At 42.4% G+C, this 13775-nt stretch carries 12 protein-coding genes, 2 tRNA genes and 1 pseudogene; 3 read left to right on the forward strand and 12 right to left on the reverse strand.

What is annotated here, in order from left to right:
- Positions 1-281 (forward strand): hypothetical protein (locus DYY65_RS03780; protein ID WP_162476656.1); only part of this gene is annotated, 281 nt, incomplete at its 5' end.
- Between the two features lie 697 nt (positions 282-978).
- On the opposite strand, the gene DYY65_RS03785 is transcribed toward DYY65_RS03780, so the two are convergent.
- Together DYY65_RS03785 and DYY65_RS03790 are read right to left on the reverse strand one after the other, a co-directional pair.
- A tRNA-Ile gene (locus tag DYY65_RS03785) sits at positions 979-1052 on the reverse strand.
- Between the two features lie 167 nt (positions 1053-1219).
- On the reverse strand, positions 1220-1876 hold the full coding sequence (locus DYY65_RS03790; RefSeq protein ID WP_201449312.1) for an iron-containing redox enzyme family protein: 657 nt from the start codon (positions 1874-1876) through the stop codon (positions 1220-1222).
- A 301-nt stretch (positions 1877-2177) separates the two neighbouring features.
- On the opposite strand from DYY65_RS03790, the gene DYY65_RS03795 reads away from it, so the two are divergent.
- A tRNA-Glu gene (locus DYY65_RS03795) sits at positions 2178-2278 on the forward strand.
- Positions 2279-2409: 131 nt separating this feature from the next.
- Positions 2410-3261 (forward strand): polyprenyl synthetase family protein, encoded by an 852-nt coding sequence (locus DYY65_RS03800; RefSeq protein WP_201449313.1) that lies wholly within the window; start codon positions 2410-2412, stop codon positions 3259-3261.
- 248 nt (positions 3262-3509) lie between these two features.
- Here DYY65_RS03800 and DYY65_RS03805 read toward each other — a convergent pair whose 3' ends face one another.
- The 10 genes and pseudogenes from DYY65_RS03805 to DYY65_RS03850 all read right to left on the reverse strand — a co-directional run.
- A complete protein-coding gene (locus tag DYY65_RS03805) occupies positions 3510-5108 on the reverse strand; it encodes an NADH-quinone oxidoreductase subunit N (RefSeq protein ID WP_162476657.1) in 1599 nt (532 codons plus the stop codon).
- A 16-nt stretch (positions 5109-5124) separates the two neighbouring features.
- Positions 5125-7215 carry an NADH-quinone oxidoreductase subunit 5 family protein gene (locus tag DYY65_RS03810; RefSeq protein ID WP_370519287.1) on the reverse strand — a complete coding sequence of 697 codons (2091 nt, stop codon included), beginning with the start codon at positions 7213-7215 and terminating at the stop codon, positions 5125-5127.
- 67 nt (positions 7216-7282) lie between these two features.
- Positions 7283-9091 (reverse strand): complex I subunit 4 family protein, encoded by a 1809-nt coding sequence (locus DYY65_RS03815; protein WP_162476659.1) that lies wholly within the window; start codon positions 9089-9091, stop codon positions 7283-7285.
- Between the two features lie 27 nt (positions 9092-9118).
- On the reverse strand, positions 9119-9421 hold the full coding sequence (gene nuoK / locus DYY65_RS03820) for an NADH-quinone oxidoreductase subunit NuoK (protein WP_162476660.1): 303 nt from the start codon (positions 9419-9421) through the stop codon (positions 9119-9121).
- Positions 9405-9929, reverse strand: a complete 525-nt coding sequence (locus DYY65_RS03825; RefSeq protein ID WP_162476661.1) for an NADH-quinone oxidoreductase subunit J family protein — start codon at positions 9927-9929, stop codon at positions 9405-9407. The genes nuoK and DYY65_RS03825 overlap by 17 nt, the downstream gene beginning before the upstream one ends.
- Positions 9922-10446 (reverse strand): 4Fe-4S binding protein, encoded by a 525-nt coding sequence (locus DYY65_RS03830; protein ID WP_162476666.1) that lies wholly within the window; start codon positions 10444-10446, stop codon positions 9922-9924. Before DYY65_RS03830 ends, DYY65_RS03825 begins: the two co-directional genes overlap by 8 nt.
- A 47-nt stretch (positions 10447-10493) precedes the next feature.
- On the reverse strand, positions 10494-11795 hold the full coding sequence (locus DYY65_RS03835) for a complex I subunit 1/NuoH family protein (RefSeq protein ID WP_162476662.1): 1302 nt from the start codon (positions 11793-11795) through the stop codon (positions 10494-10496).
- Positions 11796-11799: 4 nt separating this feature from the next.
- Positions 11800-12921, reverse strand: coding sequence for an NADH-quinone oxidoreductase subunit D (locus tag DYY65_RS03840; protein WP_162476667.1), 1122 nt, complete (start codon positions 12919-12921; stop codon positions 11800-11802).
- A 52-nt stretch (positions 12922-12973) separates the two neighbouring features.
- A complete protein-coding gene (locus tag DYY65_RS03845; protein ID WP_162476663.1) occupies positions 12974-13675 on the reverse strand; it encodes an NADH-quinone oxidoreductase subunit C in 702 nt (233 codons plus the stop codon).
- 1 nt (position 13676) lies between these two features.
- Positions 13677-13775 (reverse strand): annotated as a pseudogene (locus DYY65_RS03850) (NADH-quinone oxidoreductase subunit B); the annotation flags it as partial.

Here is a 13775-nt window from a genome sequence, read left to right on the forward strand (position 1 = left end):
GAAATAATGACAAGTTCTCCAATAAGGCTATACAAAGTGGAATTAAGGAGACCATAAAAATTTTAATTGATAAAGGATTTGATGTTATACGAAGAACAAACGACGGCTACAATGATGATAGTCCAGGTATGCATATAATTGTTGAAAATATGGCTTCTGCCAAAAATGGGCACACTATAGTCTCTATACGATCGGGTACTATGGATAAATTTTCAATTTTTGATAGGATTCATGATACATTAATCCAGCATATGATTCTTAAGGGATTCAAACATCTATAATATTCACTCAATTCTCCCGTGAGTGATACGGTTAAATTATTTTTACAAGGGGATATTAAGACTATTTTCGTCAATTGGAAGGGGCTAGCGCTGGTCGACTGAAATTGGAAAAGATAGCCGCTATTGTAGATCGTTGGATGTAATCCCTCGGGCGAATTTGGTTATACTCTTTTTGCTCGTCGATAGCCTTATAGACATCGTAAAAATATTCCTTATTGCAGAAGACAACGATAGACCATTTTCTGACTATTCAACAGTTCAATGACTTGAACCACAGATTCCTGTTAGCGCGGTGATCTCATGGTTTCTGGCATCTAGATCCCAAAACAAAGAAAGTATTGTCAAATTTGATTTTCGGAATAAGGACTCTTTCCTTAATCCGATTAAGGTTGTGATTCCAAGTAGTAATCCAAAATCGGTCTGGATCTTGATCAGTGCTTCTTTTTCATTGTGTCCAAGAATGCAAGAATTTGATCTTTCCTTTCGACATTATTGAAGGAAACGTTAGGGCTCAAAAAAATAGCGAATGCAATCAATACTTGCAAATTATTAGTCGCTCATAACAATTCCAGTTGTCAAAATGGAATTTCCTGTTAGTTCCATTGGATATCAAATTAATTTTGCTTACGGTTGTGATCAGACTATAGGACGTTAGACAAATCTATATTTCCAAGTGCATATGAACCCGATTGATTAATGGGCCCAAGGGGGTTTGAACCCCTGGCCGACCGGTTATGAGCCGGTCGCTCTTCCAGGCTGAGCTATGGGCCCGCGAATAAAAAGACGGCAACCCACACCGTATAAAGGTTTTGAGGAGAGAAATTAGAGATATGTTACGCATCTTGCTCCAATTTCGCCGAATTAGTTAAATGACGAACTTATTAAGCCAGCCTTGTGGGCGAAGGGCAGGTATTAGTAAAGGGCGCGTTAGCTAACAACTAGCAGCATTGACCTATATATTTTTCACATATAGAATCCAACAGGTAATTCTGTGCTTCCAATGACTTCACTTCAGCTTCGAGAACAAGACTGGCTTTGGAATCAGAAAATTCCTTGAGAATACTCATCCACAATCCGGCGTGTCGGATGTCTGCCTCTTCATGAATTTCAAAGTAGCGAGTAGAATCGATACTGTCCATCCGGTAATACTCTTTCAGGCCTCGTATCTTTGAACTACTAATTTTTGGCAGCTCCTTTTCATATCCATACATCGTTGAGACAGCTTCCTCAAGTGATTTTCTAGTCAGATTATCTAAGCATGAAACTGCCTCTATAGTCTTTAAAGCCGGAGAATGATCAAGCAATGCTTGTCTTGAGACCCCTAGTGAACCTGCGAACCTAATCCAAGGCTCGATATGCTCTGATTCCTCCTTAATATTATTTGCAAGCTCGTTGTGATAACGCAGGCTATCAGGATGATCATAAATATTCTTGGTAAATCCCGGAACCGCTTTTACCAAATGGAAGTATTCCTTGGTATAACCACGAAGATGATCGTGGGTGAGTTGTCCACCAGACCACATCCGATAGAATGGATGCTTAAGCAAACTTCTTCTCTCAATTTCGAGATCTAGTCGTTCTAACATTGTAGTCATGTCAAAATTTAGACAGTGCGGCGAGGTAAAAACCTTCTGAAACTATTCAACTTAATTTAGCCTAGTTTAATTAATCTAATTACATTTAATTCAATCAAACCTTTAGATATATTACCCACAGTCGCTTGGTAGTAATCGGAACTAATTCCGGCAAACGTTTCAACCGCGATGAGTCGACATAATACATATCTTGTGATTAAAATGTGTAAAAGGAGACAGGTTAAAGATCTCAACTCTGTTTTTAACCTCACATTTCAAGAAAAGATTTTATGTAATGTAACTTCCAGGAACCCTCACTAGGGCTCCGGTGGTGTAGTAGCCAAATGAAAAAGGCTGCACAGTCCGGTCAAGCATTGTGGCCTTTCGAGTCGCAGATCCCGGGTTCAAATCCCGGCCGGAGCATTCGTAATATCTTCAGTCATTTTCACAGACCCAATTTTCATGCGCTGTTGTGAAAGCATTAATATTCTCTGTACCTCAAGAAATTAAGGGCAAGAGCGGCACTGGACAGAAGAAATACTGAGGTCAATCCTTTGACAGGATTATTTAGCCAATATCTGTCTAAGATAGACAAGGCCCTCATACGAGAATTAGATCTCTACTCATGGTCGGAGTTTTATGCTCCGTTGAGATATGCTTGTGACGGTGGAAAGCGAATTCGGCCGCTAATCCTTCTATTGTCAGCAGAGAGCATAAAATTAGTAGACGAGAGTCAACAAAATATAGCTGAAAACGACGACAATGCCTTTATGGCCGCTTCTGCGATAGAGCTCCTCCACACCGAATCTGTAATACACGATGATATCATAGACAAGGAGAGTACTCGTCGTGGCAAGCCTTCATTTCATGTAAAGTATGGATATAACAACAGTATTTTGACCGCAGACTTTGTTTTAGGTATTATTCTAAACATTGGCTCGAAGCTGCAGAATCCACTTATATCTGTGGAACTTTCCAAAGCTGCAATCAAGATGAGCGAAGGCGAAATAATGGAGATAAAATTGAGCAAGAACTCGAAGATAAATGAAGATGATTACATTAAAGTACTCGAACACAAAACAGCTTCCCTCTTTGAAGCATCCGCAAAGATTGGGGCAATATTGTCAGGGGGAGTCGAAGATCAGATTCACGCAATGGCCACGTTTGGAAGCTTACTTGGGATTGCCTACCAGATTCATGATGATCTAATGGATTGGAACAATGAAGATAGACTATTTAACCTCTTGGTAAAGAAAAATGGTCATTCGAGAGAATTCGTGGATAGCATGGAAGACCTCTACTTGTCTTATTCTTCTAAGGCAAAAAATGAATTGCGCAAGGTAATGGACAGTACGTCAAAGAAATATTTAGAACGCTTGACCGATTTGAATTCCCTCAAATTATGATAATGAATCCTCTTTGATCGGTTTTATCCTGATATTTTACTTGAAAATTAGTGGCATTTGATTTGAATTTTTATCAGACATTTCTATAAAACCGTAAAGATGGATCCATTAAAATTTAATAATACATGTCCAACAATCTACGTGTGCAAGTGCAAGGTTGTGTATACACTAAGTGCAAGCTCCTGGCTGCCAGCGTACATCTTGCATGCTTGCTTTAGTACTTATCTCTGACATTTGGATAACATAATTCAAGTTAGTTTATTTGTGCCAGCGACTGAAATAGGCCTGATATGATTTAATTGGGATGTCGCAACAAGGATAGGCTTTGAAAGATGATTGGAAGAAGTACCGGTGGAGATAATTGGTCCTATACTTCCAAAATGAGGAACGGCCTTTGAAGCAAATTCCAAAACAGGTGAATACCAAACCCCAAAGCCTACCATGAATATTATCGCAAATATCAATACGGCAGACATTGCCCTAGGCTCTTTAACTTTTGACATGTCAGGTCCTTGTTCCATATACATCTTCTTTATAATCCAGACGTAGTAGGCAAGAGATAGTGCACTATTAAGAAGGCCGGCTATAGCAAGATAAGGTCCCCAAGACACGACTGAGCCACTATTTATTGCAGCCCCGAATACGGTCAGTTTACTCCAAAAACCGACTAGAGGGGGAACACCGGCAAGCGAAAGTAACGATATCGACAACGCAATGGCCGTGATCGGCATTCGATAGCCCAACCCCTTGTATTTTTCAAGACTATAACTAGCCAATGCCGTAGCTACTGCAGCGGCAGCAATGAATCCCGCAGACTTCATGACAGCGTGGTTAATTATGTAAAAAAGCGATCCTGCCAAAGCTTGATTGGAGTAAGGAGCCAACGCAAATCCAATTAGGATATAGCCTGCCTGCGCTATACTCGAATAGGCTAGGATTCGTGGAACGCTTTTCTGAACCAAGGCTGCAAGGTTACCAAGAGTCATTGTAAATATCGCTATTACGCCCAGAGTCAGTGTCCAGTCAGGATGCAAAACGAACATTCCAAGAATTATTACGCGCAACGCTGCTGCAAAGCCAGCTTTTTTGGTCCCAGCTGCCAGTAGAGCACCAATCGTGGTTGGGGCTCCTTCATATGCATCAGGTAGCCACATATGAAATGGTACAAGTCCTATTTTGAATCCGAAGCCTGCAATAAATAGTCCGATCGATACCAATCCTACAGGAATAAGATCCTTTTGAAGGTGGGCTAGCCCATTTATGGTGCCTCCTATGTTGGTAGTTCCAGTTATTCCATAAGATAGACCTATGGCAAATACTAGAATAGCTGAAGAAAGCGCGCCAAACATAAAGTACTTTATTGCTGCTTCATTCGAAATGGGATCACGCTTAGAGAATGCGGCAAGTGCGTAGGTGGGTAACGACATCAACTCCCATGCGACAAAGAGCATTACTAGATCAGTTGAATAAGCGATAAGCACCATGCCAATGCTAGACAGTAATATCAGAGAGTAGTACGCAGCTGGATTCGTTTTACCTTTCATATAGTTCCATGATGACGCAGTCACCATTATCGAAACTATCAATAGTGCGACAGCAAAAAATGCCCCAAAAAGATCATCCGAAAGGACGCCTGGTCCAAATGCTGCAGCTGAACTCACTTCTCCTGATAGGACTCGGAATATCACTATGCCTATTGTTAGAATCAGCGCACCAAGAGCAATCGCACAGTAAAGTTTGTTATTTGATCCCCTTTCCTTCTTAAGGGCATCGATGACAGGAATCCCTATTCCTACTGCTCCTAGTACAACTGTTAGAAATAGCGGTGTGGATAAGAAATCAACCATTCCTAGTGAACAACCCCTATAGTAAAAGCAGCATTATAATTATCATAATGCCAGCACCGAATACGAACAAGTAAGTCTGGGTTATTCCTGTTTGAGCAGATTTGACGACCTTGGAAAATGATGTCATTGAGAATTCAAAAGTGTGATTTATCCCCTCCATAACAGTAAATTCAAAGTATCTCCAAACCAAGCGATATATTGCTAATGGGCCTATGACGGTTCCCCAATAAAGGGCCGAATTTAGATACCATCTATTGTACAGGAATCGCCATATCCAGCTTGTGACCCTATTGTTGGAAACGATTCCCGGATCGATTTTTTGAGCAATGTAGCACATATATCCCAAAAACCCTCCTGCGGCAAATGCCCCAAAGGATGCTGCTGCGGCAATAGGGTTCAAACCAAGGAATAGCTTGGGCTGTTGTTGTAATTTGACAAGCGGCGTAGTAGTTACAGAATTATGTAGTAATTGAATTTGTTTTTGTTCTGTAATCCCAAAGTAAGTGGAGAGATAAGTTGAAAAGGTGTGCTGGAGCTGTGAGCCAAATGCAAATCCAACTACTCCGATAGCAATAGTAGCTATTGAAAGGACAGCAAATGGGACCCATACGACGGGACGGACCTCGTGGGGGTGCTGTCCTGACGCTTCTAGCTGTTCAAGATATTCGCTTTTCTTACCAAAGAATGTCATACCGATCATTCTGAAGGAGTAAAATGCGGTCATGATTGCTACAACTACTGCCATTATGAAAAGTGGCAACGCATGCTCGTAACCTGATCCTAACACAGCCGCAAATATTGCATCCTTGCTCCAAAATCCAAGGGTGACCAAGGGCGCTGCAGCCAGAGACAAGGCCGCAAGGAGCATGAAAATGTAAGTCTTTCTCATGTACTTTCTCATTCCGCCCATGTCAGTCATGAATCTAGAGCCGACAACATGTAGCAATGCTCCGGCGCCCATGAATAACGCCGCTTTGAACATTGCATGACTTATTAGCTGAAAGAATCCTGCAGTGTAGCCATCAGCAAAGTTAGTCGACAACCCTGCTATTCCGATGGCCAACATCATATATCCAATCTGAGAACCGGTTGAATAAGCAAGGACTTTTTTGATCTCAGGGTTAACTATCGCCTGGGACGCTAACAGAAAGGCGGTGAAAGCTCCTACCCATGCTACTACTTCAAAGAATTGCGTCATGCCAAACGCAGCTATCGCGAAAAACAATGGAGCGATTCTGGCTACCAGAAAGACCCCCGCCTTGACCATAGTAGCTGCGTGAATGAGTGCAGACACAGAAGCCGGTCCTGTCATGGCTTCCAAAAGCCATTCATTGAAGGGAAACTGAGCGGACTTGCCGATGGCGCCTCCGAAAAGTAGGATGGCAGCTGGAACAAGCAAGTTCTGATGGGCCATCTGTGCTGCCCAGCCCTGGTTTTGAATTAACTCCTTAAAGCCAAAAGTTCCAGAATAGGCAAAAATTAAGAACATCCCTGCAAGCATCATGGCATCTCCTGCCTTTGTCATTAAAAATGCCTTTGTACCAGCGTGAGAAGGAGAAGCCCACATAGCTATTCCCGCAGCTTTGTGTCCTTCTGTTCCGACAAAATCTTTTTTTCTATCATAATACCAAAAGCCGACCAGAGCGTATGACGCAAGTCCTACGCCCTCCCAACCAAAGAAAAGCATTAGCAAATTGTCTGACAGGACGACTAGCTGCATAGAACCTATGAAAAATAGCATAAAAAACCAGTACCTTGTAAGGTCTCTTTCCCCATGCATGTAGCCAGTAGAATAGACAAAAATTAAGAATGATATCCAAGCTACCAAATTCGCCATTATCACTGATAGCGGGTCGGCCAATACGCCTGCCTTCAAGTGCAATATTGAAATCCAAGTTACTTGACTATGAACCTCGCTACCAGATAGTGCTAACGGAATTAACGTGGTAGCGGATACTGCACTGGCAAGCGCAAATCCGACTGCAGTATAATCTCTTATTTTGATTCCTGCGCGGGCTACTGCTGCGATTATAGCTGCACCTACAAATGGTATAATCCATACTAGCCAAACATTTACGGCTATTCCACCAAGCCCAGTTATCTCCACCAATTATTTTTCACTTATCTCCTCCAATGGGCTATTATCATTGTCATTATCATAATCATTGTCATTTCTAGCGACCTCTGTTAATTCCACCATTTGTGACCGTTACAAGAGCGACGAGATCATCTGCCACATTGCCGCTCATTCGATCGCCAGATTTGAACATTATGCTCTTGGCAAGCGGCACTGCAGACCCGGTTCCACCTGAAGACGGTAATGGCACCACACCAGGCGAGTTATGAAGCATACCTTGTACGTAGGAGGTTATGGGTGCAAGCAATGGATCTGGATACACTCCTATGATTAGCGACAAACCGGCAAGAGCGGCCATCGTTATGAGAATATACTTGTTAGAATCTCTAACGTTTCCCAATTGCTCCGGAATCCTTCCAAAGAAAATGCGCTTGTACATCCATAGTAAATAGGCTGAGGACAAAACTGTTGTCAAAAGACCAAACCCAAACAAAACAACCCTTAAAGAGTTCTGATCATGCACTCCTGTTTGTAGTACTCCAGCGAACATGATCCATTCTGACATGAAGCCACTAGTGGGTGGGATTCCAAAGAGTGTAAGGAGCCCAATCATGGCGACCACGGCAGTGTATGGCATTTTCCCTGCAAGTCCTCCAAGCTTTGACACGCTAAATGTGCCAGTTTGAAAACTTATGGACCCTGCCATCATGAAAAGAACTGCCTTGCCAAGACCACTTGTCACATACAAAAGAGTCGCCCCTGTGACTCCAAGGACACTTCCTGAACCCAGTCCGAATAAAATATAACCCATATTACTCATAGTGGAATATGCAAGGATCTTTCGAATGTCATCCTGCATTAATGCCATAGCGCCTCCATAAATCATTGTTGCCAGTCCCCAAATGTTGAGATAAATGCTATATTGGGCATAGTTTCCACCTAGGAGGTCCAACCATATTCGCAAAATACCATAAGTCCCAATTCCTATCAACAATATCGCTACAGGAATAGGTGCATTTGATTGAGATGACGGAACCCATGAATGTAACAAAAAGCCTCCTAGTTTTACTCCTAAACCCATCACGACTGCAAACACGATTATGGGAATCCATTGAATTGGAATTTGGCCTTCATGCGTTCTTACAGTAGTATAATCAAAGCCTCCTGCAAAGAATCCAATTGACAGCAAACCTAACAACAATACTACAGAACCTGCATGAGTCCAGAAAAAGAACATCATTCCGGTTCTCTGCCGTGCCCCATAACCAAAAAATGAAATCAAGAAGAAAGATGGTACCAAGACTAACTCGAAGAAGACGTAGAATTCTATCAAGTTAGTTGCAAGGACCATACCAAGTGTCCCCATTGCAAACACCATGAATAATGCAAAGTAAAGACCGAGCCTAGAGTTTACGTAGCGTTGCTGTTCGATGTTAACTGTTGTAATGTATTTGCTCTCCGCCCACGAAACGTTAAAAGACTCTACCGGTTTCTTCTCGTCCACTCCAAGCACATAGCTTTGATCTCGACTGGTGCTCTGAGATGGAGTTTGTGATCCAAAGCGATCCAGCGCATCCTGGATTATCTTGCGATTGATATAGGGTTTTGAATAGATAATCAGGACCGTGAACCAAATGTAGTTGATTATTGCGAAAGGTAAACTTAGACCATCTAATCTAAGCCCAAAATTTCCGAATTGTCCCCAAGCATAGCTTTCGCTGTATGCAATATGTCCCCCGTTTAGCGTTAAAGCTGGAACAAAAAGAAGGACTGTTGAAACAAGCAGAACTCCAAAGGAAAACCAAGTGACAATATTCAGGCCTGATCTTCTGCCTAGGAAATATGAAACCGGCGACAGTAGAAGTGGTAAAAAGGTCGCTGCTAATAGGAAATACTGCTCCGCCATCCTTTTGATACCTATCCTTTCATGCTCCTATCCTTTCATGCTCCTATACTCTTCCACATCTATCTCCTTGTATAATCTATAAGCGATTATTATGATACCAAGTCCTACAGCGACTTCTGCAGCGGCTATGGCGATAGAAAAAAGGGCGAACATCTGACCTTGAACGTTGTGTAAATTTCTAGAGAAAGCAATCAAATTCAGGTTGGCTGCATTTGCAATAATTTCTATAGAAAATATCATGCGTATGGCATTACGCTTGACGACTAGGCCATATATACCAATAGCAAACAGCACCATCGCTATGGTAACAAAGTCAATCAGCTCGTTCATTTTGTTGTTCTATATCCTCCCTTCTTGCCAGAGCCAGCGCACCCACCACTGATGCGGCTAATGTGAGACCCAATAGCACCAAAACCGGCCCATAGTAGGTTACCATCTCTTTTCCTATCGAGGCAACTTCAATAGCAGGATAATTAAACTTTGTAAATCCAGGATTGCTGAGGCCAGAGGATAATAGGACAGCTCCAATTCCTCCCATGAATACCAGAAGGAGTATTATTCCAGCAACCTTTCTTTTGCGATCTTCCTTTATTGAAAAAAGGGCCTGAGTTCGAACAAGCATGACAGTGAAAATAACTAGCACCGCCACAGCTCCAACATAAACCGTAATTTGAAACATTGCGACAAACGGTGAATCCAAGAGCAGAAAAAAACCTGCTATCCCAAGCATAGAAATTGCGAGTGCAATAGCACCATACACCAACTCCCGCGATTCAAGAGCAACTATCGCTGAGCCAACAGTCATTATCGCAATGCCAATAAAAAGAGCATCAGGCATGATGTGTGGCCCCATGATCGTCGATTTTTATCTCGACATCTCCATTGTATTTGGGCTTTATTGCCAACTGTGCTGGAGTGTAGATCAGGTGTTCCTTTGTATATGCAGCAAGCTCATAGTCATTGGTCATAAATAATGCGTAAAACGGACATGCGTCCACACAGAGGCCGCAAAAAACACATTTGCCATAGTCAATTTGAGGCATAATACCCTTCTTGTTGTGTTTCCACTGCTCATCAACCTTGACCATGCCGATGGCTTCTGCAATTCCCTCGCACGTTATTGCACAAAGTTGACATCCTGTACATTTATCGTGATTTAATATGTGTCTGCCCCTTAAACCAGCAATTCCTACCGCTCGTTTTGGGTCAAACTGATAGCCGTCTCCAACAAACTTGAGTTTCTGTTCAGGGTAGCGAAGGGTGAACCTTTTGATAAGAAGGTGCTTTGAACCTGATTCTATCGCCTTAATGAAACCAGCAGCCGTTGTCTTTGGAGCATTTGATTTAGGAGGCATAGAAGGAGAGGAGGAGGAAGCAGACGGTGAAGACGATGCGGAGTCGGTCAATGTATCGAAATTGAACCTCCTGGACCCAGTACTCCGGCATATATCAGAGCTAAAGCCACGAACATGTTTACAAAGGCCAATACTATCAATTTGTACCATCCTGTATGGAGTAATATATCTATTCTAATTCTTGGACTAATCCCACGTGGGAGTAACATTAACATGATAACTATTACTGTTTTGACTAGAAACCAGAAAACAGCATTAACAGTTTCTCCGTTGTAGAAACCCTGAAGAGTCACCATTTTCTCTATTGTAGGTGCATTAGTAGGTCCAAGCTGGGGTGGAAATATTTGCGGTCCATGCCATCCACCCAGAAACAAAATAACAAATAATGCAGCAAGAGCATAAACTTTAAGGTATGAACCCAGCTGAATCAGACCATATATCATACCTGAAGTTTCTGTTAGCCAGCCGGCCACTATCTCACTCTCTGCTTCCGGAAGATCAAATGGCACTCTTTCCAACTCCGCGAGCGAAGAGATAAAGAACACGAAGGCGCTAACTGGAAGGAATATAATAAACCAAAATGCATGTTGAGTTTGCGCGATTTGCGTAAGGTTAAGAGAACCAGCGAGAATAACAACTGACAGTGCTGAGAGAATAAATGGGATTTCAAAGGCTATCATTTGATGTAAAGCCCTCAAGCCGCCGATGAAAGGATACTTGCTATTGCTAGCCCACGAGAATAAAAGGGCTATCAAAGGAAAGAAGCCAAGTATCGCAAATACCGCAATTAATCCTACACTTGTATTAGATGCTACCCACCCAGGAGCCGTAGGAATTAAAGAGACAACTGCTGCTGCAGTAGCTACATAGGCTACTGGGGTTGCCCAAAAAATTGGCCTGTCTGCGCCTGAAGGTACAACTATCTCTTTAGAAATGACTTTTAATCCATCAGCTGCTAATTGGAGTATTCCTTCACCTACTCCCCACACACCAGCATAAAGAGGGCCCACCCTCAGCTGCATTTTGGCCAAAAATTTGCGTTCAACAAAAATTGTCGCAGCGGCAACTATAGCTGCAAATACGAATCCTGGAAAGACTATGACTCTAAAAGGAGTTTGGTGTATGTAAAATTTTATTATAGGCAATGTTCTGCTCGGATCCACTATCATAGATAGGAAAAGGTATGGCGTTAATACCTCTCCATTTACAGGAGGAAGAGGCAGATAAAATAAGACTACAAAAATGAGAGGAAGAACGACTAGTGTGAGTATTACAACAATTATTAATACAATCCATATTATACTCGCCAGGAAGTTACCAAACCTGAATTCTTCAGGGAGTGTTGCCATGGGGTTACCTATCAGCCTCCACTGGCCAATAATTCAATGCCCAATAAATAACAGGCATGTCACCCATCTTTGCACCGACCAGTAAATGCGGCAAAGCCAACATGTTTCTAAAAGAACCCACAGATATCTTCACTCTATAAGGCTTTGGACTTCCGTCGCTTATGATATAATACCCTAAAGCTCCTCTACCAGATTCTACTCTTCTATATGCTTCACCGGGGGGTCCCCTGGGATTTGCTTGAAGCTTTGCTCGTACTTCCCCAGACTCTGGCATCTTGTCTAGCAGCTGTCTTACTATATGACAGGACTCCCTCATATCCAAGAATGGCACATATGCCCTAGCAAAAGAGTCTCCAGTTTGCATGTATTGAACCTTGAAGTCAATCTCATTGTAAATGTCATAAGGCTCAGCTTTCCGGATATCATATGGAACGCCTGAAGCGCGCAGAACGGAGCCAGTAACGCCAAGGCCTATGGCGTCTTCTTTTGTCAATATTCCAACACCTTCTGTTCTTTGTCGTACTAGTGGGTTATTGTAAAAAATGTCCTCGTATTCCTTTAATCTCTTTTCATAATAAGATATTTGTCTAAGACATCTATCTTTAAAGCCATTTGGTATATCATTACGAACACCGCCTGGGATATTGAATGCATGAGTGACGCGTGCTCCTGTCAATGCCTCCATGAGATCTATGAATAACTCACGATCGCCAGTCGGCCACATAAACATCGTAGAGTGTCCCAAAAATATTCCATAAATGGCCAACCAATACAACGTATAGATTTGGCGATTTAGCTCAGACGCAATAGCTCTAATGAATTGACCTCGTCTTGGAACCTGAATTCCTGTTAGCTCCTCGACAGCCAAACTGTATGAATAGGTGATATTAGTCGAGTCATGTATGACTGGTCGTTCAAGGTGTGGAATATTCTGTATAAAATTGCGGTATTCACACATTTTTTCTTCTCCACGATGCACATAGCCAGGATCAGGATCGCAATGGACTATATAATCGCCATCAAGCTTTACCACAAATCTGAAGTGGCCGGAGCCTGGGTGCTGAGGTCCGACGCTTAGAGTCATCAACCTGTCATCTTCTGACTCTTTTGTAATTTGAATACCCATTCTCTGAGATTCTTTAATTCGGTCTTCAAGATCAGGCATTAGTATCTCCTCTTTACCGTCCCTTTATCCTAAACTCCTTCCTTAGAGGCGGAATATCTGCCCAGTCTTCAGGCAAAAGGAACCGTTCATTTCTGGGATGACCTTCAAAATATATCCCCAGCATTTCAAAAATTTCGCGTTCGTGATATTCAACACTTTTGTAGACTCCGATCAATGATGGAAGGGTGGGGTCATCTCGATTTGTTCGAGTAGCAACAGAGATAATTTGGCCAGCCAAATCTTGTCTAGTGTATGAACCAAGGTGATAAATTACCTCTACTTGGTTATCCTTGGGATAGTCTGTCCCAGCCACAGATTCAGCGTGATCAAATCCCAATCTATCTCGAATATACGTCGCGACTCTCAAAATGTTCGAAGGTTCGACTGCGATTTTAATGCGTAAATGTTTAATGAAAATAATCTGAGCGACCTGACCAAATTTGACCAATATTTCGCCAGCAATGCCTTTTTCAAATAATACTGGGTCTTGTTCAGAACTGACGTCCTGCTTCATTGAGGTTGCTGGTTTATCAGCCACAGCAGGAGGAGAAGAGGGCGGACTATTGGCATGGGCATTATAGGTTAAGATATTAGGCTTAGCGTTGAGGATTCCGCCAAGTGACAATTGCAACGGCTCTAGGTTTGCATTATTTACCCTAATAGTATCTGTGGAATATTTACCGTACAGGTCATGCAAATGAGTCTGGCTACCCATACTATTTGATCTTCGACACCTTAATTTTCTCTTGCAATAGCATGGTACCTTGGATCAAAGTCTCAGGCCTGGGTGGACACCCTGGCACATATACGTCAAC

This window comes from Nitrososphaera sp. AFS (assembly GCF_009898475.1).
Lineage (GTDB): Archaea > Thermoproteota > Nitrososphaeria > Nitrososphaerales > Nitrososphaeraceae > Nitrosopolaris.

What these genes read in the sequence shown, in the direction of transcription:
- DYY65_RS03830 (WP_162476666.1), bottom strand. Translation starts at nt 10,446, where the DNA reads ATGCCTCCTAAATCAAATGCTCCAAAGACAACGGCTGCTGGTTTCATT.
- DYY65_RS03790 (WP_201449312.1), bottom strand. Translation starts at nt 1,876, where the DNA reads ATGACTACAATGTTAGAACGACTAGATCTCGAAATTGAGAGAAGAAGT.
- DYY65_RS03815 (WP_162476659.1), bottom strand. Translation starts at nt 9,091, where the DNA reads ATGGCGGAGCAGTATTTCCTATTAGCAGCGACCTTTTTACCACTTCTA.
- DYY65_RS03825 (WP_162476661.1), bottom strand. Translation starts at nt 9,929, where the DNA reads ATGCCTGATGCTCTTTTTATTGGCATTGCGATAATGACTGTTGGCTCA.
- nuoK (WP_162476660.1), bottom strand. Translation starts at nt 9,421, where the DNA reads ATGAACGAGCTGATTGACTTTGTTACCATAGCGATGGTGCTGTTTGCT.
- DYY65_RS03845 (WP_162476663.1), bottom strand. Translation starts at nt 13,675, where the DNA reads ATGGGTAGCCAGACTCATTTGCATGACCTGTACGGTAAATATTCCACA.
- DYY65_RS03805 (WP_162476657.1), bottom strand. Translation starts at nt 5,108, where the DNA reads ATGGTTGATTTCTTATCCACACCGCTATTTCTAACAGTTGTACTAGGA.
- DYY65_RS03840 (WP_162476667.1), bottom strand. Translation starts at nt 12,921, where the DNA reads ATGGGTATTCAAATTACAAAAGAGTCAGAAGATGACAGGTTGATGACT.
- DYY65_RS03835 (WP_162476662.1), bottom strand. Translation starts at nt 11,795, where the DNA reads ATGGCAACACTCCCTGAAGAATTCAGGTTTGGTAACTTCCTGGCGAGT.